The sequence below is a fragment of the Paenibacillus yanchengensis genome, assembly GCF_042684845.1.
Taxonomy (GTDB): Bacteria; Bacillota; Bacilli; order Paenibacillales; family Paenibacillaceae; genus Pristimantibacillus; species Pristimantibacillus yanchengensis.
On sequence record NZ_JBHUMH010000014.1, the window covers coordinates 60,301 to 83,869 of the forward strand.

At 40.0% G+C, this 23,569-nt stretch carries 22 protein-coding genes and 1 CRISPR repeat array (1 of these 23 cut by a window edge); of the genes, 7 read left to right on the plus strand and 15 right to left on the minus strand.

Going from position 1 to position 23,569, the window contains the following annotated elements:
• Nucleotides 1–68: 68 nt before the first annotated feature.
• Nucleotides 69–875 carry an endonuclease/exonuclease/phosphatase family protein gene (locus tag ACFSTH_RS06455; RefSeq protein ID WP_377770819.1) on the plus strand — a complete coding sequence of 269 codons (807 nt, stop codon included), beginning with the start codon at nt 69–71 and terminating at the stop codon, nt 873–875.
• A 313-nt stretch (nt 876–1,188) separates the two neighbouring features.
• On the opposite strand, the gene ACFSTH_RS06460 is transcribed toward ACFSTH_RS06455, so the two are convergent.
• Entirely contained in the window at nt 1,189–1,350 is a 162-nt protein-coding gene (locus ACFSTH_RS06460) for a hypothetical protein (RefSeq protein ID WP_377770821.1), read from the minus strand.
• A gap of 378 nt (nt 1,351–1,728) precedes the next feature.
• Entirely contained in the window at nt 1,729–2,688 is a 960-nt protein-coding gene (locus ACFSTH_RS06465; RefSeq protein WP_377770823.1) for a D-2-hydroxyacid dehydrogenase, read from the minus strand.
• 178 nt (nt 2,689–2,866) lie between these two features.
• On the opposite strand from ACFSTH_RS06465, the gene glpX reads away from it, so the two are divergent.
• The gene (glpX, locus tag ACFSTH_RS06470) at nt 2,867–3,841 is read left to right on the plus strand and encodes a class II fructose-bisphosphatase (RefSeq protein ID WP_377770825.1); all 975 of its coding nucleotides are present in this window, start codon (nt 2,867–2,869) and stop codon (nt 3,839–3,841) included.
• Nucleotides 3,842–3,929: 88 nt separating this feature from the next.
• Here glpX and ACFSTH_RS06475 read toward each other — a convergent pair whose 3' ends face one another.
• From ACFSTH_RS06475 to ACFSTH_RS06530, 12 genes are all read right to left on the minus strand, one after another.
• Nucleotides 3,930–4,187: a hemolysin XhlA family protein gene (locus ACFSTH_RS06475; RefSeq protein ID WP_377770827.1), complete on the minus strand. Its 258-nt coding sequence runs from the start codon at nt 4,185–4,187 to the stop codon at nt 3,930–3,932.
• Between the two features lie 177 nt (nt 4,188–4,364).
• Nucleotides 4,365–5,108, minus strand: coding sequence for a glucosamine-6-phosphate deaminase (locus tag ACFSTH_RS06480; RefSeq protein ID WP_377770829.1), 744 nt, complete (start codon nt 5,106–5,108; stop codon nt 4,365–4,367).
• 7 nt (nt 5,109–5,115) lie between these two features.
• On the minus strand, nt 5,116–6,378 hold the full coding sequence (locus tag ACFSTH_RS06485; RefSeq protein WP_377770831.1) for a Gfo/Idh/MocA family oxidoreductase: 1,263 nt from the start codon (nt 6,376–6,378) through the stop codon (nt 5,116–5,118).
• Entirely contained in the window at nt 6,375–8,438 is a 2,064-nt protein-coding gene (locus tag ACFSTH_RS06490; protein WP_377770833.1) for an alpha/beta hydrolase family protein, read from the minus strand. The genes ACFSTH_RS06485 and ACFSTH_RS06490 overlap by 4 nt, the downstream gene beginning before the upstream one ends.
• 63 nt (nt 8,439–8,501) lie before the next feature.
• Nucleotides 8,502–9,728, minus strand: a complete 1,227-nt coding sequence (locus ACFSTH_RS06495) for a Gfo/Idh/MocA family oxidoreductase (protein WP_377770835.1) — start codon at nt 9,726–9,728, stop codon at nt 8,502–8,504.
• Between the two features lie 52 nt (nt 9,729–9,780).
• Nucleotides 9,781–10,611: a carbohydrate ABC transporter permease gene (locus ACFSTH_RS06500; RefSeq protein ID WP_377770837.1), complete on the minus strand. Its 831-nt coding sequence runs from the start codon at nt 10,609–10,611 to the stop codon at nt 9,781–9,783.
• Nucleotides 10,604–11,485: a carbohydrate ABC transporter permease gene (locus tag ACFSTH_RS06505; protein ID WP_377770839.1), complete on the minus strand. Its 882-nt coding sequence runs from the start codon at nt 11,483–11,485 to the stop codon at nt 10,604–10,606. The genes ACFSTH_RS06500 and ACFSTH_RS06505 overlap by 8 nt, the downstream gene beginning before the upstream one ends.
• A 123-nt stretch (nt 11,486–11,608) precedes the next feature.
• A complete protein-coding gene (locus ACFSTH_RS06510; RefSeq protein WP_377770841.1) occupies nt 11,609–12,970 on the minus strand; it encodes an ABC transporter substrate-binding protein in 1,362 nt (453 codons plus the stop codon).
• A gap of 510 nt (nt 12,971–13,480) precedes the next feature.
• Nucleotides 13,481–14,656, minus strand: a complete 1,176-nt coding sequence (locus tag ACFSTH_RS06515) for an N-acetylglucosamine-6-phosphate deacetylase (RefSeq protein WP_377770843.1) — start codon at nt 14,654–14,656, stop codon at nt 13,481–13,483.
• 145 nt (nt 14,657–14,801) lie between these two features.
• Nucleotides 14,802–15,833 (minus strand): LacI family DNA-binding transcriptional regulator, encoded by a 1,032-nt coding sequence (locus ACFSTH_RS06520; RefSeq protein WP_377770845.1) that lies wholly within the window; start codon nt 15,831–15,833, stop codon nt 14,802–14,804.
• Nucleotides 15,834–15,987: 154 nt separating this feature from the next.
• The gene (splB, locus tag ACFSTH_RS06525; RefSeq protein WP_377770972.1) at nt 15,988–17,016 is read right to left on the minus strand and encodes a spore photoproduct lyase; all 1,029 of its coding nucleotides are present in this window, start codon (nt 17,014–17,016) and stop codon (nt 15,988–15,990) included.
• Complete coding sequence (locus ACFSTH_RS06530) at nt 17,013–17,282, minus strand: transcriptional regulator SplA domain-containing protein (RefSeq protein WP_377770847.1); 270 nt, start codon at nt 17,280–17,282, stop codon at nt 17,013–17,015. Before ACFSTH_RS06530 ends, splB begins: the two co-directional genes overlap by 4 nt.
• 151 nt (nt 17,283–17,433) lie before the next feature.
• Here ACFSTH_RS06530 and ACFSTH_RS06535 point away from each other — a divergent pair, with 151 nt between their 5' ends.
• The 4 genes from ACFSTH_RS06535 (at nt 17,434) to ACFSTH_RS06550 (ending at nt 21,527) form a co-directional block, all read left to right on the plus strand.
• Nucleotides 17,434–18,429 carry a hydroxyacid dehydrogenase gene (locus tag ACFSTH_RS06535; protein ID WP_377770849.1) on the plus strand — a complete coding sequence of 332 codons (996 nt, stop codon included), beginning with the start codon at nt 17,434–17,436 and terminating at the stop codon, nt 18,427–18,429.
• A 36-nt stretch (nt 18,430–18,465) separates the two neighbouring features.
• Complete coding sequence (locus ACFSTH_RS06540; protein WP_377770851.1) at nt 18,466–19,305, plus strand: sugar phosphate isomerase/epimerase family protein; 840 nt, start codon at nt 18,466–18,468, stop codon at nt 19,303–19,305.
• Nucleotides 19,306–19,312: 7 nt separating this feature from the next.
• Nucleotides 19,313–20,722 (plus strand): enolase C-terminal domain-like protein, encoded by a 1,410-nt coding sequence (locus tag ACFSTH_RS06545; protein ID WP_377770853.1) that lies wholly within the window; start codon nt 19,313–19,315, stop codon nt 20,720–20,722.
• Nucleotides 20,723–20,879: 157 nt separating this feature from the next.
• Nucleotides 20,880–21,527: a metal-dependent hydrolase gene (locus ACFSTH_RS06550; RefSeq protein ID WP_377770855.1), complete on the plus strand. Its 648-nt coding sequence runs from the start codon at nt 20,880–20,882 to the stop codon at nt 21,525–21,527.
• 71 nt (nt 21,528–21,598) lie between these two features.
• Here the strand turns inward: ACFSTH_RS06550 and ACFSTH_RS06555 are convergent, their stop codons facing one another.
• Complete coding sequence (locus ACFSTH_RS06555) at nt 21,599–22,165, minus strand: TetR/AcrR family transcriptional regulator (protein ID WP_377770857.1); 567 nt, start codon at nt 22,163–22,165, stop codon at nt 21,599–21,601.
• A gap of 184 nt (nt 22,166–22,349) precedes the next feature.
• On the opposite strand from ACFSTH_RS06555, the gene ACFSTH_RS06560 reads away from it, so the two are divergent.
• A complete protein-coding gene (locus tag ACFSTH_RS06560; protein WP_377770859.1) occupies nt 22,350–23,123 on the plus strand; it encodes an SDR family NAD(P)-dependent oxidoreductase in 774 nt (257 codons plus the stop codon).
• A 179-nt stretch (nt 23,124–23,302) separates the two neighbouring features.
• A CRISPR array of direct repeats spans nt 23,303–23,569; the repeat unit is 32 nt; unit sequence ATTTCAATCCACGCACCTACGTGAGGTGCGAC (it continues 556 nt past the right edge of the window).

Here is a 23,569-nt window from a genome sequence, read left to right on the forward strand (position 1 = left end):
TATGCTTAAATAAACCTGTATCATTATTTCCTATAGTACACCATAATTTATAGAAGCGAGGGTTTTCCATGCAAATTAGAGTGATGAGTTTTAATATTCGAACCAAAACACCTCACGATGGACAGAATGCTTGGAGTTATCGCTGTGAACAGTTATGTCAACTAGTTGAACATAGCGGTGCAGATATGGTAGGTACACAAGAAGGTCTGCTGTATATGCTCGAAGATATGGAACGACTACTACCAGACTATAAGTGGTATGGTCAGTGTCGCAGCGACACAGGCGAAGATGAGCATTGCGCCATTTTTTATCAAGCAGATAAGTGGAAACTAGTAGATCAAGGGACGTTTTGGCTATCGGAAACACCGGAAGTAGCTGGAAGTCTCGGTTGGGGAGCAGGTTGGCCTCGGATTTGTTCGTGGATTACAGTAGAAAGTACAGTCGATACTAGTAAAAAACTACATATATATAACTTACATTTGGATGTGTTTAGCGGCTTGGCTCGTTATGAAGGAATGCAATATATTTGGTCGATTATAACAAAAAAGAGACAGCAAGATCACTTACCGTTCATCCTTACCGGAGATTTTAACGACGTTGCCGAATCAGCAACGATGGAATGGCTACATCAAGCAACGATGCAAGATGGAGATAATACGATAACCGTTCAGGACGGGCATCAATATTTTTATCAACAATCGTTACAGCCAGGTAATACGTTTCATGGGTTCGAAGGTGGCTTCAACGGAGAACCTATCGATTATATATTTGCCAGCAGCGATTTAACAATAACATCCACAGAAATTAGACGAGACTCTGTCAAAGGACTATATCCTTCCGATCATTACCCAGTTGTTTGTACGATAGAGTTATAGAGTTATAGAGTTATAGAGTTATAGAGTTCTTGACAACATAACTTACGTATTGATATTAGAAGGTGCTATCTACTAAGTCCTAAAATGAAACAAAGCTGGTTAGAAAAACGTATTGTTTTTCCATCCAGCTTCGTTTGTCCTATCGTGTCTAGAAAAGTACCGTGGTGGTTTCCTTTCGCATTCGTGCATGTTGCTTACCTGTTACTATTTCATACAAACGCTACGTTACTAGCCACTTCCCATGACCGTTTATACGTTTTTTCACACAAACGCTTCGTTACTAGCCACTTTCCATGACCGTTTATACGTTTTTTCACACAAACGCTTCGTTACTAGCCACTTCCCATGACCGTTTATACGTTTTTTCACACAAACGCTTCGTTACTAGCCACTTCCCAAGTCGTTCATACGTTTTTTCACACAAACGCTTCGTTACTAGCCACTTCCCAAGTCGTTTATACGTTTTTTCACACAAACGCTTCGTTACTAGCCACTTTCCATGACCGTTTATACGTTATTTCACACAAACGCTACGATGCTCTTCTAGATTCTAGAAAATAGCGTAATAAGAGAACTCAAAAAGCTGCCAGTAGTCCGTTTTCATTGACTTTCTGGGCAACCTCATCTATTGTTATAACCTAATTCTTATTCTTGCTAAGTAAGACTACTAGGATTAATATAAACTTGATACACCTCACCAATAATGATGAGGTCATTAAACTTAATAAAAATTTTTTCCATAATAGTAAAATTAACTTTAAGATTCTCTTTGATTACTAAGACGAACAGTTGTTGTTGTAACATTTTTGAAACTTTCGCCAAATGATCAGTCTGTTTTACCTAGTATAAATAGTTAGTTCCCCACTATATTTCTAGCTTCGCCCGCTTGAAAAGCGACAATATTATCTATACAAATTTGCATTAAACGTTCTCGTGCTTCTTTGCTTGCCCAAGCGATATGGGGCGTGATGATACAGTTATCCGCAGTAAGTAGCGGATTATTTCCTGCTGGTGGTTCCGTCGATAGTACATCAAGTGCCGCTCCAGCTAATCGACCTTTATTCAGCGCCATAGCAAGTGCTGCTTCATCTACAAGTCCGCCACGTGCTGTATTGATCAAAATAGCCGACTGCTTCATCAAACTTATCGTTTGTTCGTTAATCATTTGCTGCGTATGTACGGTAAGTGGACAATGCAAACTAATCATATCGGATTGTGCTAACAATTCCTCTTCTGTCACATAGCTTTCCCCATATAGTGATTCAGCAGGAGAACTAGCTCGGCGCACGGTAATCACTTGCATTCCAAGCGCTTGGGCGATCCGCCCTACTTGTTGCCCAATTTGTCCATGACCAATAATGCCAAATGTTTTACCATATAATTCTGTTATCGTTCCTTTTGTAAAAGAGAAATCAATACTATTCGCCCACTCACCACTGCGCACCGCACTAGCGTGATCGTGGACACGATTCGTTAACTCAAACAGTAAAGCAAATGTTAATTGTGCCACTGAATAAGTACTGTAATCTGGAATATTCGTCACAATAATTTGACGCTGCTTTGCTGCGGCGATATCCACAACGTTGTAGCCGGTAGCAAGGACTCCGATATATTGCAGCTTAGGAAGCTGAGCTAATATTTCTGCTGTTAGCACTGTTTTATTTGTCAAGACGATTGCTGCATCTTTTGCTCTCATCACTACTTGTTCTGGAGCAGTTCGGTCGTAGATTGTAACATCCCCTAATTTCTCCAACGCTGCCCAGCTTAGATCACCAGGATTAAGCGTATAGCCATCAAGTACAACGATTTGCATCTAAATTCCTCCCTTTTTATCAATTTTCATTTATTGTATCATAATTGATGTGCTATAAAGGCGCTAGTATAAGGGCGTTTGATCAGAACCAACATTGTTTTTTGCAAATTTCTATGTTAAAACTGAACTAATACAAAGCACTATCTTTATTGTTGTATAAAACTTAGGGGGAACAATAATGGAGAGAGAATTAGCATTAGAAATTGTGAGAGTAACGGAAATGGCAGCGCTCGCTTCAGCACCATGGCTAGGGAGAGGCGATAAAAACAGTGCTGATGGAGCGGCTACTTCTGCTATGCGGGCCATGTTTGATTCTGTATCTATTGATGGAACCGTTGTCATTGGAGAAGGTGAAATGGATGAAGCACCGATGCTCTATATCGGTGAAAAAGTCGGAAATACGATGGGACCAGAAGTTGATGTAGCGGTCGATCCTTTGGAAGGAACTGAAATCGTTGCCAAAGGGTTAAATAATGCGCTCTCTGTTATCGCAGTTGCCAGTAAAGGACAGCTATTACACGCACCAGATATGTACATGGAAAAACTTGCATGTGGTCCGGCACTAGCTGGCAAACTAAGTATAGCTGATCCACTCGAAACTACCGTATATAGAGCAGCAGAATTGCTCCAAAAAAATGTAGCGGATATGACTATTATGGTGTTAGATCGTGCTCGTAATGAATCCATTATTAAATTGCTGCGTAAAATTGGCGTTCGAATTAAATTTTTGAGCGATGGTGATGTTGCAGGAGCGATGGCACCAGCATTTAGCGAAGCAGGCGTTGATCTCTACGTTGGTTCAGGAGGCGCTCCCGAAGGAGTATTAGCAGCCGCTGCGCTCAAATGTTTGGGTGGAGAATTACAAGGAAGACTAATGCCAGCAGATGCTACCGAATATGAACGATGCATTACAATGGGAATCCATGATCCGTATCGCATTTTGACGATGGAAGATATGATTGGTACAGAGGACGTTATTTTTGCAGCAACAGGGGTTACTTCTGGGGAGTTTCTTGGAGGTGTCCGTTACCTTGCCAACGAGTCAGCCGAAACGCACTCGCTCGTTATGCGTGCCAAAACGAGAACGATCCGCTTTATTCGTACTATTCATCATTTGCCAAACAAAACCAAGCTGCTAGAAGTAAGTCCTTAATGTACAAAAGTAGATAATATACTATTGCATATAAATGGTTGTGATATAGTGCGCTGCGCTTACCACAACCATTTATTTTTACTATTGGTTACAAATTTAAACCGCCACCGATAATAAAACTGACAACAGCAACGACGACAGCTCCAGTGATAGTTCGCCATAACCATTTTTGATTATCTTCTATTTTCTCTAAACGGCTAATAGAATTTTTAACAAGCGACATCGCTTCAATAACTAATTGATTAGCATGTCTACTTCTATCAAACTCTTTATTCATATCACCAAGTTGTGTTTCTACTCTAGTTAATCGTTGTAATATTTCTAACTGGATCTCCTTGTCAGGCACACCAACCGCCTCCTGCTTATTAACATATTAATACGCAATTGGTTTTATTACGTATGCTGTAATATATGTGAAGATAGCCAACAGTGCTTGGACATATTTTCTTATGTTCATACAATAAATAACGCTCCCTTGCTAAATGATATTAGCTTGGGAGCGCATTATACTTGCTCTATTTAATTATTCGTCACACCACTGCACTACTTTCGAAGCGGAATGTTGATCCAAATATAATTGCCAATTGTCATGTGTTTTTAATATAGTAGCCGGTACGAGTGGGTCTACTTTGCCGCTCAATGTATTTACTACGGCATCCGCTTTTGCCAAATTTGGAACGACAGAAATGATATGCTTACTTTTCAGTATTTGTTGCACACCCATCGTAATCGCTTGTTTTGGTACATCATTCAACGTAGCAAACCAGCCTTCGCCCACTTGTTGCATTTTACATGTATCGTTCAAGTTTACTACTTTATATGGTGCTTCATCTACAAAATCTGCCGGAGGATCATTAAATGCAATATGCGCATTTTCGCCTATACCAATCAATGCTAGATCAATAGGAGCTTTAGAGATTTCTTCATTCAGTCGTGCTACTTCTTGTACAGGATCCACTTCCCCATTAACCAAGTGAGCTTGTTTAATAGACACAAATTGCAAAAATCTTTCTTTTAAATATTTACGAAAACTCGCAACGTGTGACTCTGGCAAACCAATATATTCATCCAAGTGGAACATTTCAACTTTGTCCCATTTGATATCCATCTTAATAAAGTGCTCCAAAAAAGCAAATTGTGATGCACCTGTTGATAATACGATACGTGCGTTTCCTTGTTTAGCAATGGCTGCTTCTAATATTTGCGCACTTACTTTTGCTGCCTCTAATCCACTTCTATCTGCTGTACCAAAAATGTTAATTTGCATCGTGTATTCATTCCCTCTCCAGTTTGAATTCATCCAGTTGAACCATTCTTTTCTCTACCCTTGAACGTTCTGCCGCAAAGGCCATCAAATGACTTTGTACAGAAGCTTTTGCTGATGTTGCACTGCTTTTGCTATCTCTATTTCTTAGCGTACGTGCAAAATCTTCGACTAATCGGCGATCTCCACCGCCATGACCGATATGACCTTCCGGATCAACTAGTTTAATTACTTCTTGTTTCCCGCTACCGAAACGACGAATTTCAATTTCATTTGTTTCCATCGTAGCTCTAATCTCGCCTTCGGTTCCCATCAATTTCAACGTACGATTGGACTTTTCCGTAAAAGCACTCATCGTAAATACAGCACTTACTCCGTTATCGAATTCCATCGCAACTACTTGGTTGTCGACAACATCATTATCACTGTGGAACACACAACGACCGAAAGGTCCTTCTTGCATCGCTTTAAGCTTTGCTTCATAGCTTGGATCACGAGTTGCTGCTTCCGCTTTCCACCCCCCGTTTTCAATCATGTACGTATCCGGAGCATAGTAGACACAAGTTTCCTGTACAGGACAACCTTCGATACAATATTTCGGCGCACCTGGAGGCGCATTTTCTGGTCGAAAATAAGATAGTCGTCCATAGGAAGCAACGCTAGAGCATGCTCCACCAGCAAACCATTGAATTAAATCCATATCATGACAGCTTTTCGCTAATATCATCGGTGAAGAATCTTCGACCCGGTTAAAATAACCACGTACATAGCTATGCGCTTGATGCCAGTAACCAACGTTTTCGTTATGTTGAATCGTTACTAGTTTTCCTATTCTTCCATCCGTAAGCAACGTTTTGATCGTTTGAAAAAACGGCGAATAGCGTAGTACGTGACAAATCGTCAAAATACGATCGTGTTTCTCAGCTATTTGCTCTAATTCAATACATTCCTGCCAATCTGGTGACATTGGTTTTTCTAGCATGACATCATAGCCTGCTTCCAATGCTAACTTTGCTGGCACATAATGGTCCTTATCTCGTGTACAAATAAATACGGCATCTGATTGTTTCGGCTGTGTGAATAGTTCATCCCAACTATGGAACACTTTCTCGTCCGCAATGCCAAACTGATCTTTTGCTCGATTACGTTTAAATTCGTCCAGTTCCGCTACTGCTACTATTTTCATTCCCGTCTTGTGATCGGCAGCATATTTACTGTAAATCATCCCTCTAAGGCCAGCCCCGATTAGCGTAATGGTTATCGGCTTTGTCATTGTTTTTCTCCCACCCTTTCAGGCAACTGCTCTAAGTCTATATATTTTAAAATCTTTGGAAAGATAACACTCATTACATCTTCTTCTGCTTGCATATGATCAAATATCCACTTCTCGACTGTAAAATCAGACCGTTCTATGAAATGATGCGGCACAACTGCTAGTACAGCTGCTAGCTTCGTATACAATTCAAATAATCCACATCCATATAGCACAACTTTTTGCTGCTCGTCTTTGATTAGATGCTCTCGAACAAACTGTATCGCTCGTACAACATCATACGTTCGCAGAGCTGCCAAACTATCATTTAGCCATAGCAATTCATCTGCAAGCTTGTGTACTTTTCCAAAAAAGAGATAGTTTGGTTTGTTATACAATGGATGAGGCTCATGCGGTCCTTCGCCAGATACATTAACAACTAATACGTCTTCCCCATCATTACAACGTGCTTCGATCCATGTCCAATATGGTTGCAGCATAGTCGTACCACGTGGCCAAACAGCGACTGCTATCGGTTGCGATGAAGACGACGTTTGCCGATTACTCGATGGTACTTTGCGAAACAAATAGCCACTATTTAATACATCTTTTTGCGACCACCACAACCAATATTGCACTTCAATCTCATCTATCGTATCTACTTTTACAAAGCGTGGCTTAAAATTGACTGGCTTGCGGGCGCAATGATCTACTACTCGTTGCTCTAGCCACTGGAATACTTTTTGCGCATAATCTAACGGCTGCTGCTCATATTGTGCTGTTCGTTGTTCACCAAGCTGTTGCCCCAAAATACGTAGCTCATCTGTAATCAGTCGAGCATCTGCGATACTCGTTCGCACTTGCCCCGTTGTTGTAACAAGCAGTTGTTCCGTTGTCATCGCTGGTAACGGTTCAATCTCGGCAGCTGCAAACGATGTCAGCCACAATTCCGAAGGCAGTTGCTCTTTCGCTTGCAAGTGACGAATAAAAAATGTCGCTGCCTGACAAGCCAATCGATCGGTATAGCGGTGGAGTGATTGATCAGTCGCTAGCTGTAATAACTCTGCTTTGGCAAACATCTCCCAATACTTACGACTATTTGCCACCGTTTGCTCCGCCCCTTCTATAGGAAAGAAATCATATGCAACAGCACAAACTAACGTCGGCTTCGGTGCAAATGCTAGTAATATATCTTCATGATCAAAGCCAGCAGCCGTGAAGCCAGGCCAAACTTGTTCTGCATCCTGTACTCCACCAGCAAGCAAATACTGCTCTCGATTCATAATGAAGGTAGCTGGAGCTGCCGCCGCAATCCGTTCATCGGTCAGCATCATCATTGCCGTCTGCGTTCCGCCACCAGAATTTCCTGTCACTGCTATTTTGCTCGAATCAACATCAGCTCTACTAACCAAATAATCAATCGCTCGCTGCGCATCATCGACAAAATAATGAGCAATACTAGTTGCTAATGCATAACATTGCACGCCTAATCGCTGATGTTCACCAGTACCCCATACGGGCTGATCTTCGCTATCGGTCATACCGCTTATCCGTTCTCCTTGCCCGATTGGATCGATGGCTAGTACGATCATGCCAGCTTGCACGAACCGTAAACATACGCGATGATAATAGTCCGAATGCTTCGCTTCATATTCATGCCCACTTAAAAACAACACTGCCGGATACGTATTTGGAGCTATATCCATCGTACAAACTGGCTTGTATAAAAGTGCTGTAACAAAATGTTTCGGTCGCACTTCCAGCAGCAGCTTTTCGACGATGTAATCATCATGCTCGATCGTTGTCACTAGTTGCACAGGTGGAGCTATTGGTCGCTTAACTGATTGCTGCTTCTCTTCCATACCAATTGACTCATAGAATGCCTGTTTCACTTGTTGTTTACGATTTTTCCACGAATCAATCGTAGTAATAGCTGCTCTCGCTTCTTCGCCAGCACGAAATGCTCGTTCTGCTCGTTTGTATATATGATCACGTAGCTGATCTTTCGTTTCATATAAGGTGCACACATATTGCTCCAATTTTTCTAAGTGGCTCTGATGTTGGTTTGCCAAGCTGTTCATCCTATTGCTCTCCCATCTATTCGCTGCACAAGCAAACTATTAGCCGTCTTACGCCTGCCACGATTAACCTCGTAATTCACTAACCGTTGGTATTTGCAACAATGGATTTCCTTCGGCAATCGAACGGTTGGCAGTTACACCAATCATCAATGATTCTGCACCTGCTGAACTATTTGCTTGTTGCCCTAATGGATCACTTACACCACCTTCAAAAATAGCTTGCAGTAGCTTCGCATCTCCGCCACCATGACCGCCAGCTTCCGAAACAACTTCCATAATTTCTTTTGAACCATCTTCTTTATATAAAACAATCGTGTTCTGATCCGCTTCTTTCATATCTGCACTACGATAAATGTTACTTAATTCCAATCTACCTTTGCTACCATTAATCGTTGCTCTGAATCCTTCATAAGGGCTATAAGCAACTAAAGAATAGTTCAACAAAATACCATTGGCATATTCTAAGTTGACGCTCATCGTATCGTAAATATCAATTCGTTCATCGAACAAACAACGATCTCGATAATACCCATCCTCTGCTTCAGCACCAACATAATATTGATTCATAAAATCGTCTTTCGTAATATCTTTATAAAATGCGCAATCGGCAGTGTAATCGCAAGTCATACAACGCTCACCTTTTGGTTGACCATGATCACCATATACTCTTCTTTTTCCAAAAGCTTGTAGCTGTTTAGGTGCACTATTTGCCCACCAAGTTAAAATATCAAAGTGATGCGTCGACTTATGAACGAGTAAGCCCCCGCTTTTGCCCAGTTCTGCATGCCATCTACGGAAATAGTCCGCACCATGATCACGATCCAAAAACCATTCCATGTTCATATGATAAATGTCGCCAATAATGCCATCTTGCAATAGCTGTTTCACCGTCGAAAAGTATGGTGCGAACCGTAAGTTAAACGTCACCGTCACTTGCTTACCACTTGCTTGTTCTGCTGCATAAATTTGTCTCGTTTTCTCTTCATCAATCGTCATCGGTTTTTCCGATACAACATCACAACCAGCATGCAAAGCTTCTATTATATAGTAGTGATGCGTATCGTCTGTACTCGCAACAATTACTGTATCTGGTCTTGTTTTAGCGAGCATATCGTGAAAATCAGTAAATACTGGAATACCACCGCACTCCTTGCTTAGCAAGTTAGCACGTACTAGGTTAGTATCAAATACTCCGCAAAAATCAACGATATGGTTCCAATCCTTTGCCATAGGTTTCGCAAACATAAATAAAGCTCGTGAACCTGCTCCGACCAGCACATATTTTTTCATAGCGAATGTCATCTCCTGAACGTAACGTCTAGTAACTACTGTTTTTTTGCTATTAACCTTTTATACCTGTAGAAGCGATCCCTTCAACAAACTGTTTTTGGGCAATTAAATATACACCGACCACTGGAGCTGTTGTAATAACCGATCCCGCCATCAACAGTGCTTGATTGACGTTCTCTGATTTCAAATAAAGTAAACCAAGTGGCAACGTATATAGTTCTTTTGTCTGTAAATAAATAAGTGGTCCCAAAGTATTGTTCCACGCACCCATAAATGTAAAGACTGCAAGTGCCGCCAAAGCTGGCTTAGCCAATGGTAAATATATTCTAAAGAAAATTCCTGGCGGGCTACTTCCATCAATAGTTGCCGACTCATACAATTCCTTTGGAAGTGACTTAAGAAATTGATGCATCAAAAATATGCCGAATGCTCCTCCTAAGAAACTAGGAACAATTAAAGGTGCGAATGAATCTAGTCCACCTAATTCCTTCCAAATAAAGTACGTAGGAATCATTGTTACTTGACTTGGAACCATCATCGTTGCCAGCATAATGACAAATAGTGGTCCACGGAGTTTAAATTGGTACATCGCCAGTCCGAATGCCACCATAGCGGACGAAAGTAGTGCCCCGACCAAATCAAAAACAACGATAATGAAACTGTTTAGTGTGTATCGACCAAAGTTTACTTTATTCCACGCTGTCACATAGTTGCTAAAATCGATAGGACTAGGAATTAATTTAGGTGGCATTTCTGCAATGGCTCCGACTGTTTTTAGTGACGTGGAGAGCATCCATATAAATGGAAATACCATCACAAATGCTCCCGCTAGCAACAATATATACAACACTATTTTTATTGGTAAAGGAGTATTCTTAGTCATAGTGCACCCACTTTTTCTCAAAGTAACGTTGGAACAAAGTGATGGCTAAAATAACGAAGAACAATAGCCAAGCTGTTGCAGATGCTGGACCCATTTTGAACAATAAAAATGCATCACGATAAATCGTTAAGTTTGGTACCATATTCGCTTCAGAAATTCCTGTAGTAATACTGCCGAACAATCCTAAAAATACGTCAAACGCTTGGAAAGCAGATATGGTAGATAAAATCATGACAAGGAAAATCATCGGTGTAACAATTGGGAACACAATATGAGTAAGTTGCTTCCACCCAGAAGCACCATCAATTTGCCCTGCTTCCAACACTTCTTTCGGAACATTCTGCATGCCGGCAAGTAAAATGATCATTGATTGACCGACACCTTTCCAGACATTAACGAGTGCAATCGTTGTAATAACGATGATCCAGTTTTTGTTATCGAGCCATCGCACCGGATCAAACCCGATAAACTCTAGCACCCAGTTAATAACTCCATACTGGTAATTAAACATCCATGACCATACGACACCACCAGCTAGCCAAGGAGTAACAACCGGTAAGAAATAAAATAAACGGAATAATGACTTGCCACGAATGGCTTGATTAAGCAAAAAGGCTATTAAAAAGGCAGATAACGTTTGGATCGGTACGAAAATTAAAGCAAAGACGAATACGTTACGCATCGAAATCCAAAACTCTTCTTTTTTCAGCACATTTATCCAGTTATCCAGACCTACCCATTCTGGCGCGTTAAACAAATCCCATTGCGTAAACGAAATATAACCAGAGAAAATAAACGGAAATAATACAAATACCAAAATATTCAATATAAAAGGCAAGGTAAAAATATAACCCCAATATCCCTGTTTATGCATAAGCCGACCACCTTTCCTAAAACTTACCGATAAACAGAATTAAAATAGCTAGCAATAAGTTTATGTTTTTCATAGGAAGGGTATCATAGGACACCCTCCTTGTTTATCATTTCGACGATCAGCTTATTCGTTTTGATCTAGTACTTCTTGCACTTTCGGGTGAATGTCAGCTAAAGCTTCTTCCACTGAAATATTGCCGTGAACAATTGCTTCATTTACTTGCTGTTGTACAATCAGGCGCCACTCACTCCATGATGCGTTTTCATCTAACGTTGTACCACCTTCAGCAATACCATCGGTGAAAGCTTTTTTGTTCGCTGGTTTTGTTGTACTTTGCTCAATAACATCATAAGCAGACTGCTTGACAGGTAATGTGGAACCACTCTCTGCTACTATTTGTTGTGCTTCATCACCTAAATAAAATTTCAAAAACTCCCATGCCGCTTCTTTTGCTTCATCTTTTGCTCGAGAAGAAATTAACCAAGTATTTGCTACCATCGGAACATAACGTTTGCCATCTACCGCTTTTGGCATTTTCACAACATCCCAATCTACATCAGCAAAACTTTCGTTCATATTCACTTGCAAACTATATTGCATAAAGAACATAGCAGCCTTACCACCTGCAAATACTTCCATATCTCCGCCATTAGCTTTTACAAAATCATTGTTTGTGAAGTATCCTTCTTTAATTCCTTGATCTAATTGCTTCAATCCTGCAAGTGTTTCTGGACTATCAAAATTAGACTTTTTCATTGTTTCATCTAGTGCTGATCCACCAGCTTGTTTCATCCACGGATACCAACCATTTGTAATCGCATAAGAGCCGATAAATCCATATTGCTCGACATTTTTACCTGTACCAATCGTTAACTTCTTCGCACTTTCAATCAAATCATTAAATGTCCATTCATCCGTTGGCAAATCTACGTTAGCTTTTTCGAATGCAGCTTTGTTAAATGCTAGCGCAACCGGATTGATACCATGTGGAACTCCCCAAACGTTACCTTCTGGTGAACGAGCAGAGAACAAACCATCAATATACTGAGCAGCATCAATGTCACGTGCAAGATACGGTGTCAAATCTTCTGCAACGCCACGTTTTCCATAACCGAGAACTGCTGCGTTTTCTTGAAACCAAACGTCTGGCATCGTATTACCAGCAATTTGTGCTGCAATTTTTGAAGTAAAGTCTCCCCAAGGCGCTTCTTGAATCGTTACATCAATATGCGGGTGAGTTTCAATAAACTTATCCATAATTTCTTTACTCGTAACATCGTAGCTACCTGGCAAACCAATTTTTAATTTTACTTTTTTAGCCGGTTTTTCAGTCTCATTATTTTTTTGCCCGCTTGACTCCCCTGACCCATTCGTAGCACTTCCATTTGTCTCATTTCCATTGCTACTTCCACCGCCTCCGCCACATGCTGCTAATACCAACATCATAGAAAGCAGTACGAGAAACAACCCTTTTTTACTGTTCAAACTAATCACTCCTTTTTTATCATCCATAATTCTATATAGAGAACGATTACAACAAAGTAATCGATTTCTAACTATTTAAACCTACTTACTAATTACGTCATACAAAACAATCACTATTTTTTAGAAATACATCTCAATCTATCCTAAATTTATAGTTACACTCTTTTAAATACCAATTATACTAAATGTTTAGATATTATTTTAGTAATCGATTACTTGATTAGTTATTGTTTGTTTACTTTTTCGATTTATAAACATATAAACGATTAATGGTTATTTCATGTTATAACTAGGTCATGTTCAAGATCAATGAATGGAACAGTAAGTTTGTACGTTTTTTCTTATAAAGTTGCATTCCGATCAACCAAATTGTGGTTGTTTGTTTGTTTTATCGTATAAAATCCTTATGCTTAACCTATTATCGGAGTCGCTTTATATGATATTTCGTATAAACTTGAACTCCTCCAGTACTTAATTGAATGTTTGTACGTTTTATCGTATAAAATCCTACTATACTCCATTCTCGGCTTTATATACGCTTTCACCATGAACAACTGTTTCTACAATCGTAGGCCTAGCATCTATCGTTTGCTCATATTGAAATATCGTCAAATTAGCTTGTAATCCCACTTGCAGTTTTCCGATTCTATCGTCCATCTGCATCACTTGCGCTGGTCTGCTCGTCATCGCTTCTATTAACTCAACCATATCCATATCTGTCTTATGCAATACCGTTTCAAATCCATCAATAAAAGACATCGCCGATCCTGCTAATATGTTCGAATTGCTCAGTGTATGCAGCCTTCCCGCTTCCGTTAGTCGTACTTCACCGCCGATCAAACTGCGATAAACACCAGGCTTCATGCCACCGAATTGGGTCGTGTCACTAACGAAAATAGAACGCTTTCCTTTTGCTCGTAGCATTACCTTCAATACTTCTGGACTCAAATGATGTCCATCTGGAACAAATGTCGCCCATAGTCGATCTTCCGCTAGCTGTTGCCAAATATAATTGGGATGTCTTGGTAACATCGGCTCCGATCCATTGCCTAAATGCGTACTGACCGTTGCGCCAGCTTCAACGGCTGCTGTAATTTGCTCCCCGGTCGCTTTTGTATGCCCAATTGCTACAATGACGTTGTCAGCAACTAATTTCTCAATAAATGGTATCGCACCTTCTCGCTCTGGCGCTAATGTGACCATCCGAATCAATCCATCAGCTGCTGCTTGCAGTTGTTCGAATTTCTCCCAATCTGGATCACAGGTATGTTCTCTTGGATGTGCACCTCTACTACCATCTTCACTCGAAATGAAAGGTCCTTCCAAATGAATACCTGGTATTGCAGCTCTATTAACTTCTGAGCAATTGCGATAAGCAGCAATGGTTGCCAATCCTTGCTTCATTCTGTCCATAGCTCCAGTAATAACAGTAGGCAAATATAAGGCAGTGCCTTCTTTATAGAGCGCTTTCGTAGTTCCGGCAATATCTTCTTCTGTCATTTCTTGTTTGTTCAAATCATAACTACCAAAACCATTCACCTGAAGATCAAACCAACCTGGTGATAGCCAAGGAAGTTGTTGTTGATCTACTTTTATTGGACGTATAGAAGTAATGACTCCTTGTTCAGCAACTACTTCTACAGCGTCTCCCGTCATAATATCTCTTCCTCGCCAGCTTCTGCTCATTGTTCCAATCTACCTCCTAGCACCAGCAATTCCTTCTATAGAAATCGATTTCTATCACTTATGATACATAACTCTTGTAAGACTGTCTAGTTTTTTTTGGACTTTCTAATAATGTTCATAATTTAGATATTTTAATGTCAGTAAATTACTGTAATGGTTTCACCGATTTTCGAATGACTAATTGTGGTTGCAATACGATGTCATAGGCAGCTACTGCTTCATTATTAATTTTATCGAATAACAATTTGCAAGACATTTTTCCCATTTCATAATCTGGTTGCTTCACGGAAGTTAGTGCGGGATGAATCATCATGCCAAAATCTATACCATCAAAACCAATGACAGATATATGCTCAGGTACTTGCATATTTTTGTCCGCTAATCGATTAATAACACCAAATGCCATCATATCGTTACATACAAATAATGCCGATGGTTTGTCGGACAACGCCAATACTTTATCTGCTAGTTTCTTCCCTAGATCGAAATCATGGATAGCATTATATAGTTCTTCTGCTCCAGATTCTATCGATACCGGCGCTAAACCAGCTTCTTCCATCGCAATTTTATAGCCTTTGTAAATGCTTCTTCGACTTGGACGGTCAAGTTTAGAGGTTAAATAAGTAATCTGGCGGTGACCTAGTTCAATCAAATGTTTCGTTCCCATGTAACCGCCTTTCTCATAATTAAATTTAATTTGAGAAACTTGATCCTCTTCAATCACTTGGTCAATCGCAACAACATTTAATCCCATTTGCATACAACTACGCAATAATGTTTTATCATCACTAATCGATGAAATAATAAGCCCTTTAATCTGTTTTTGCATAATCGTGCGGATATATTCTTCCTCCAAAGCAGGGTCCTGCTGAGAATTACAAGTAATAACAGTATAGTTATTTTCTCTAGCCGTTTCCTCAATGCCTTGTACAACCGAAGAATAGAAAGGATTACTTATAGATGGAATAATAACTGCTATCGTCGTGCTCGTATTATTTTTCAGCTGCTTGCCTAACATATTGGGAATATAATTGGATTCCTCAGCAATTTTTCTTATTCTTATTTGTAACTCTTTGCTAACAGGGTAGTTGCTATTACTTAATACTCGCGATACGGTTGCCGAAGATACTTTAGCTATCTCTGCAATGTCATGTATAGTAATCGGTTTCTTTGACATGATACTTTCCTTTCACTTTCTATTGCAAAATACTATGCCAAACGCTAGCTTACTAAGGTAAGAAAGTTATTTGGACATTTCCTTTGCTAATAGTATACTCCGAGTAACAGCAAAAAGTCGAGTTTTTGTTACTTGTTGCTGAGGATAGCCATATTCATGTAAAATATTCTAGCTTCGCTTGTGGAAAGTATTTTTGCATCGCAGAGTGAAGTACTTGTTTGATTTGTTCTTCCTCATCTTTTTGATATATATATTTACCTATCCCATATTTCCCCCACTTGTAGCGCCTTTTTGCTTCATCCAATTCTAATTTCGTCATCGGATAGTTCTGCTCAATCACTCGCTTGGCAGGCTTCGTAAACCGATGCTGAATAAACTCAAATGTTATATCGCTACGAACTTCTTTGTCTAATTCTGCATCTAACCGTGCAAACATTGCTTCATATCCTGCTTGCCAACCTTCGTGTAAATAAATTGGTGCCACAATAAAACCAAGCGGATAACCTGCTCGAGCCACTTTCCCAGCTGCTTGAATGCGTTGCTCTAACGATGAGGTGCCAGGTTCAAAATATTTAATGACATAATCAGCATTTATACTAAATCTAAATCTTGTTTTACCGTGATGTGCTGCATCTAACAAATGATCAACATGATGAAATTTAGTAACAAACCGTAATTTCCCATGTTCTGTTTGCCCAAAATGCTCGATTGCCCGCTTCAAAGTGTGTGTCAGATGATCGATACCGACGATATCTGAAGTACAAGATGCTTCAAATCTTGTAATATCCGGAGCTCTCTCCAACATATATTCATCTGCTGCTGCTAAAATTTCATCGACATTGACATAGGTACGAATATACGGCTTGCTGCCCATCGTTGTTTGCAAATAACAATAATGACAATGTCCCATACAACCAGTAGCAAATGGAATCGCATATTCTGCAGATGGCTTTGATGTATCAAACTTCAACGTTTTGCGAACGCCAACGACTAAAGTTGCTTTAGCAATTCGATAGCGCTGAGCATCGGAGTCACCGGGTAAATTGCGTATTTGGTTATGTGATGTCGTATAGCGGATTTCTAATCCCATATGAGTAAACTTCTCTAGCAATTGTTGTCCAAGTGGATAGTCCAATGCTTTCGGTTCAAAATAGACAAGTTGTGGTACAAAAGGTCCTCTCATTGCCATTCACCATCCTCTGTCATACTGAAACCAAAACTATCTTGAAATGCTTGTTCCGCTTCTTGTTCTGTGGCAAACACCGCAACCTCTTCTGTTAACGGATAGTACGTATCATACAAAAATATAGCTAACTCATCTGCATTTTGCGGATGACTAACAACCGCTGCGGCTTGCACGTTAGCAACATCCTGTACATGAGGATTACGATAAAGAATATAAACAATGTCCCCCGGTTGATACGTTTTTCCTTCTTCATTTATAAACATGTGTAAAACCTCCATTTCATCATCATTTACTTTAGCAATTTTTTGACGTTTCGAACAAAATGACAAGTAATGCATCTTTAATGACATTCGTTCTAGACTATCGATCTGTTATATTGACTATAAATCCAATCTCTAAGGAGGCAATATAACAATGACAACTGTAGGTATATTATTACCCAAAAGTATGCAGTCTACTATATTTTCTGAAGAAAGTCGTAAACAATTAGAAGCAATGGCACAGGTAAAATGGAATGAGACCGATCAACATCTCTCCGAATTAGAAGCAGCTGAATTATTAAAGGATTGTCAGGTAGCTGTTAGCTCTTGGCGTACAGCACCGCCAACAAGATATATACTAGAAAATTGTCCTTCTTTAAAGCTGTGGCAACATGCAGCCGGTTCGGTAAAACGTTTTTTCACCACGGATATCAAACCACTAATGGAACAAAATAATTTGCAAATCGCTTCCTGTGCTCCCGCTATCGGTAAAACAGTCGCTGAAATGGTTTTAGGCGAATTAATTATCGGGCTACGCCGAATTATTCCTAATGCTCAGACGAATCAAACCGAGTTCCGTCAACCGCAACCTAACAAATTGTATTTGGCTGCTTCCACTATCGGTGTTATTGGAGCTTCACAAGTTGGTCGTCAAGTGCTACAGCTGCTTCGTCCATTCGGTGCTAATATTTTAATCTACGATCCGTTTCTTTCAGCAGAAGCTGCTACGGAATTAGGTGCGACCAAAGTCGATGACTTAATGGAGCTATGTAAGCGCTGTGATGCGATTACGATGCATACTCCAATGACGGTAAGTACTCGTCATATGATGGGCAAAGCACAATTCCAAGCGATGAGAGATGATACCGTATTTATCAATTCCTCTCGTGGAGATTGTATTGACGAACAAGCGCTTATTCAAGAGTTAGAAAAAGGACGATTGTTTGCATTTTTAGACGTATCTAGCCCTGAACCTGCCGAAATGAATAACCCGATTCGTAACTTAAGCAATTGTATCTACACTTCCCATCTTGCTGGTGGTGAAAGTTATCATATCGGTAATCAAGCAGTCGAAGATATTCGAGCTTTTATCCAAGGGGATAAACCGAAAATGATCGTGACGTGGGATATGCTTGAGCATTTAGCGTAAAACAGATCGCACATACGTTCGTAAGGAGAGATATTGATGAGTAAGATGTTATATAGCTTGTTTCCAAAGTTTTTTCAAAAATGTAGTGTGGAGCAGCTAGCAAATATTGCGGTAGAATGCGGATTTGACGCGGTTGATCTGATGATTCGTGACCAATACTGGGTAACAACGGAACAACTAGTAACAGAAGCTCCAGCTTTTGTAGCAGCAATGCAGCGCAAACAACTACAAGTAGAATTTGCCACGACTGCTTATACACCTACTATGCTTATTAACGATGAAACACCATTAAAAGTAATGTCTGACATCGGTATCCGAAGTTTTCGCATGGCTTATTTTGTATATGACCAGCACCAGCCTTTATTTGCACAAGTAGAACAAGCTCGAAGAGAAATGCAGCAATTAGCCGAATTATGTGAAAAATACAATATAAAAGCTGTCTATCATATTCATCATGGTGATCAGATGCTCATCCATCATTCCTATGCTGCTTTGGCATTAGTCGATGGATTGCCATCGCAATATATCGGAGTGATGCCTGATCCTGGCAATCAATTTTTTGAAGGTAGCGACAACTGGCCACGTGCTTTTGCTACGTTAGGCAACTATTTGGCTGCCATTGGAATAAAAGATGGACGTTATCGGTGGGACGAAACAGCTACATCGACGGAAAGTAAAGGATGGAGCAAACATTGGGCACCTTGTCAGGAAGGTGTTACGAATTGGCATCATATTGCGGAACATTTGCACAAGGTCCATTTCGACGGCGTACTGAATTTCCAACCTTTTTATCATGACAGCAATTTAAATCTCCTTATCCCTACTTTGCAACAAGAAGTAGCTTACATGAGAGAGGCAATGACTACAAAGAGGTGAATAACTTTTGAAACAAACAGATATGACCATCAACGGTGTTTCCTTGTATGAATTACCGATTGAAACGAGAGTTCCACTGAAATTTGGCGCTGAAATATTAACAACTGTAACCTGTGCTAGAGTAAGTGTCCAAGTAACTAATCGTGATGGAAAAGACGGGATCGGCTGGGGCGAAACTCCACTAAGTGTACAATGGGTCTGGCCTAGTTCCTTGAGTTATCATGTGCGGGAACAAGCACTCAAACAATTTTGTCAGTGGATCGCCAAAGATTTAGTCACTTGGACAGATGCTGGGCACTCGTTCGAAATTGGGTTTACTTATCAGCAAGAACGGTTGTTTCAGCTACTGGATCAATTTAATAAAGGCGAACAATTGCCGGAACCTATTCCGCATTTAGCAGCACTAGTTTGCTTCTCTCCATTTGACATTGCATTGCATGACGCTTTCGGTATCGTTAACGAAGTACCTATCTATGAAACGTATAATAGCAACTATATGAATGCTGATTTGAGTACTTATTTGCAGCCTGCTGCTGGTACGAATGTTGATTTTACAGCATTATATCCAGAGCATTTTTTACAGACAGCCCCTAGCAAACAATTGCTCGCTTGGCACTTAGTCGGTGGTAAAGACTTGTTGTATCGTCATGAGTGGGATGCTACCAATGATGATGACGGCTATCCCTATACGTTAGAAGATTGGATCGAGCGTGATGGGTTGCAATGTTTAAAAGTAAAATTAACCGGTAACGATGCGGACTGGGATTATGATCGACTCGTACAGGTAGGAAATATATCGCTGGAGAGCAACGTTACTTGGCTTACTGCTGATTTTAACTGTCAAGTTACAGACTGCGCCTATGTCAACGATATTTTCGATCAGTTGATGATGGAGCATCCACGTATTTATCAGATGATATTGTATATTGAACAGCCATTTCCTTACGATTTGGAACAAAATCAACTTGATGTTCGGAGCGTTAGCGCCCGCAAGCCATTATTTATGGACGAAAGTGCGCATGATTGGCATCTGGTAAAGTTGGGTCGGGAACTGGGCTGGACGGGTGTCGCTTTGAAAACATGTAAAACACAAACCGGGGCACTACTAAGTTTATGCTGGGCAAAAGCGCATGGGATGACGCTGATGGTACAAGATTTAACGAATCCAATGCTTGCCCAAATTCCGCATTTGCTACTCGCTTATTATGCAGGCACCATTATGGGAGTAGAAACGAATGGCATGCAATTTTACCCTGCTGCTTCCCACTATGAAGCTGTTATACATCCCGGGCTATATGATCGAAAAAACGGAAAAATAGACTTACAAACGTTGGACGGATATGGATTTGGCTATCGAGTGGAGGAAATTAATCGACCACTATCTCAGCCCGTTGTTACTTTTATTCATCCAACATAAACTTAAATACTAGCTTTACTAGTATAATCATTTCCTTTAAAGCATTCTTCCTATATAATAGAAGCGTACGTTCGCTAATCATCCTGTAATATAGACAGTTTTTTATTACTGCAAGGCAGCTTAACTTACGTTTCTATTACAACAACTAGGGGGAAACATGAAAGGTAAAACGCATCTCATCATCGGAGTCGCAATTGGTACAATAGCTGCTATGCATCATTTGCCAGAACAAAATAACAGTCTTTACTATATTGGTGTAGCTGCTTTTTCTGCACTTGCTGCCGATTTGGATGGTCCAAGTATATTAAGTAGTAAACTTACTAAACTAAGTAAATTTATCCGTTCATTCGCTCTGTGGGGCAGTATCATCTACTTTGCTATCATCGCCTATATGTACTTTATGAGCATGCATGTACCACTACTTCTAGCAGGGGGAGCTATTGCTGCACTTCTAATCGGTCTGACGATGAAGCAAGGCATTATTCGTAATGCGCTAGTTAGTGTCATTGGTCTTTACTGTATTTATCATGGCATTACTAACAATCAGCAATGGCTGGTTGGTCTGGGAATATTTATCGCTTGGGCACCTTGGCTCAAGCATCGGGGATTAACTCATACGATTTGGGTCATACCGATGTGGGGCTGGATTGGCTGGGGACTGGAACAACAATTAGCGATTAATGGATTAGCAAATACAGCGATGATTGGCTACCTCTCTCACCTTATCGCCGATACGCTAACACCAAGTGGTGTCAAATGGTTATTTCCCATTTGGAAAAAATCTTTTAAATTAAAGTTGTGGTGATGCATCACAGGTTCATCACTGCACTCACTGAAGGCTAATAAAAGTTAGCCTTCTTTTATGTACTGACCTCATTACATTGATTTGTTAAACTTGCCTAATGGAAATAACGTAATATGTGTCAGCCATCTACTCATTTCTAATACTGATTCTTTCCTTCCATTCTCCAGCCAATACAATATAAGACCGACAGATCCATTGGCCATAAACGTTGCTTCCATCACATTATCTGTAAACAGTAAAACTTCCCTTTTAATCACTTCATTTACCCGCTCTCGAAACTCATTTTCTTTCAAAACCTTCTGATATAACTCGGCATATCTTTCTATATGATCAAACATAGCGGTATGAGCTGGGATGGGCTTCTCCTGACTTTTATATTCCTGAACTGCCACTTCATAAACATATTGTGGATACTTCAAAGAACTAATGAATTTACTTAACAAATCATCATATAAATGCATTAATATATCTTGCTTATCTTGAAAATGAAGGTAAAAGGTAGACCGATTGACTTCTGCTTCGCGAACAATATCTCTAATTGAAATGGCTTCTTCCCCATTAGTAATGATTAACTTGGTTAAAGCATCTATTAATAAACGTCGTGTACGAATAACTCTAGGATCAACACTTCTAACCACTATCAAATCTCCTTTCATCCGATACTTTATCATCAATTTTTATAGTTTTGTCTACTATGCAACACTTTTTCACTTATTACTGATTGAACAATTCAAGCGCTTCTCCTAACATAAATGATAGACACTGTGTTGTCTACTAAGCAAATTACACTCATAAATAATCATATTGGAGGAGATTTTTTATATGGCTAGATTAGAAGGAAAAGTTGCTATTATTACTGGTGCAGCGAGTGGGATGGGATTAGCAGGGGTACAGCTATTTGCCAAAGAAGGTGCAAAAGTAGTTGCTACAGATGTGGATGTAGAAAAGTTAATCAACAATACGAAAGAAATTTCGGAAAACGGCGGAGATTTATTGGTATTGCCTTTAGATGTATCCGATCAAACGTCATGGAATACAGTAGTCGATAAAACCATTGAAACCTACGGTAAAATTGACATTCTCGTAAATAATGCAGGCATTCACATTGCCAAAGGTATTTTGGAAGCGGAACTTGATGATTGGAATAAAGTAATGTCCATCAACACTACAGGTGTTTGGTTAGGTATGAAAGCTGTCATTCCTCATATGCAAAAAATAGGTGGCGGTTCCATCATTAATACTGCTTCCATTGCAGCGATTATTGGTGGGATGGGCGATGGGCATGGCGCAGCATATAGTGCTTCGAAAGGAGCAGTTCGCTCATTAACAAAACACGCTGCTCAATGGTTTGGTGGCGATAACATTCGCGTAAACTCGGTTCATCCGGGAGCTATTTTCACAGGATTGGCTGAAAATGTTGGTATCACATCACAAGCAGAAATGGGTGCAAACTATGAAGGACGTTCTGCCTTAAAACCATTTGCAGGAGAGTCTATGGACATTGCCAACGCATACCTCTATCTCGCATCAGATGAATCAAAATACGTTACTGGTCTCGAATTAGTTGTCGATGGTGGCTGGATTAGTCGCTCCTAATATCGTTTCAACTTAACTATATAAATAAAGAAAGAGTTAGAAAACACTGGAGAGGTTATAAGCCTCTGAAAGTGAATTCTAGCTTTTTTTCTGGAATTTAAAGGATGTTCGCTGATAATATTCTTGTTTTTTCAAGCTTTTATAGCGTATCCCCTTGGCTCAGAACTACTTACCAACTCATTTTAATCTACGCACCTACGTGAGGTGCGACTAAAACGTCCGACGATTTTTGAAATTTTTATTGTATTTCAATCCACGCACCTACGTGAGGTGCGACCCAATGACTTCAATAGCTGATTCACTTTCGTTTCTATTTCAATCCACGCACCTACGTGAGGTGCGACAATATTCTTATTCCCCTAGATTAGCTATTGTAATTTCAATCCACGCACCTACGTGAGGTGCGACTGGTTGGAGTGGGCAATCACAATTGCTTTTAAAAATTT

Excerpts from the sequence above, each read along its gene's own strand:
- ACFSTH_RS06455 (WP_377770819.1), top strand. The coding sequence starts at position 69 with ATGCAAATTAGAGTGATGAGTTTTAATATTCGAACCAAAACACCTCAC.
- ACFSTH_RS06465 (WP_377770823.1), bottom strand. The coding sequence starts at position 2,688 with ATGCAAATCGTTGTACTTGATGGCTATACGCTTAATCCTGGTGATCTA.
- glpX (WP_377770825.1), top strand. The coding sequence starts at position 2,867 with ATGGAGAGAGAATTAGCATTAGAAATTGTGAGAGTAACGGAAATGGCA.
- ACFSTH_RS06480 (WP_377770829.1), bottom strand. The coding sequence starts at position 5,108 with ATGCAAATTAACATTTTTGGTACAGCAGATAGAAGTGGATTAGAGGCA.
- ACFSTH_RS06485 (WP_377770831.1), bottom strand. The coding sequence starts at position 6,378 with ATGACAAAGCCGATAACCATTACGCTAATCGGGGCTGGCCTTAGAGGG.
- ACFSTH_RS06490 (WP_377770833.1), bottom strand. The coding sequence starts at position 8,438 with ATGAACAGCTTGGCAAACCAACATCAGAGCCACTTAGAAAAATTGGAG.
- ACFSTH_RS06495 (WP_377770835.1), bottom strand. The coding sequence starts at position 9,728 with ATGAAAAAATATGTGCTGGTCGGAGCAGGTTCACGAGCTTTATTTATG.
- ACFSTH_RS06500 (WP_377770837.1), bottom strand. The coding sequence starts at position 10,611 with ATGACTAAGAATACTCCTTTACCAATAAAAATAGTGTTGTATATATTG.
- ACFSTH_RS06505 (WP_377770839.1), bottom strand. The coding sequence starts at position 11,485 with ATGCATAAACAGGGATATTGGGGTTATATTTTTACCTTGCCTTTTATA.
- ACFSTH_RS06515 (WP_377770843.1), bottom strand. The coding sequence starts at position 14,656 with ATGAGCAGAAGCTGGCGAGGAAGAGATATTATGACGGGAGACGCTGTA.
- ACFSTH_RS06520 (WP_377770845.1), bottom strand. The coding sequence starts at position 15,833 with ATGTCAAAGAAACCGATTACTATACATGACATTGCAGAGATAGCTAAA.
- splB (WP_377770972.1), bottom strand. The coding sequence starts at position 17,016 with ATGAGAGGACCTTTTGTACCACAACTTGTCTATTTTGAACCGAAAGCA.
- ACFSTH_RS06530 (WP_377770847.1), bottom strand. The coding sequence starts at position 17,282 with ATGTTTATAAATGAAGAAGGAAAAACGTATCAACCGGGGGACATTGTT.
- ACFSTH_RS06535 (WP_377770849.1), top strand. The coding sequence starts at position 17,434 with ATGACAACTGTAGGTATATTATTACCCAAAAGTATGCAGTCTACTATA.
- ACFSTH_RS06540 (WP_377770851.1), top strand. The coding sequence starts at position 18,466 with ATGAGTAAGATGTTATATAGCTTGTTTCCAAAGTTTTTTCAAAAATGT.
- ACFSTH_RS06550 (WP_377770855.1), top strand. The coding sequence starts at position 20,880 with ATGAAAGGTAAAACGCATCTCATCATCGGAGTCGCAATTGGTACAATA.
- ACFSTH_RS06560 (WP_377770859.1), top strand. The coding sequence starts at position 22,350 with ATGGCTAGATTAGAAGGAAAAGTTGCTATTATTACTGGTGCAGCGAGT.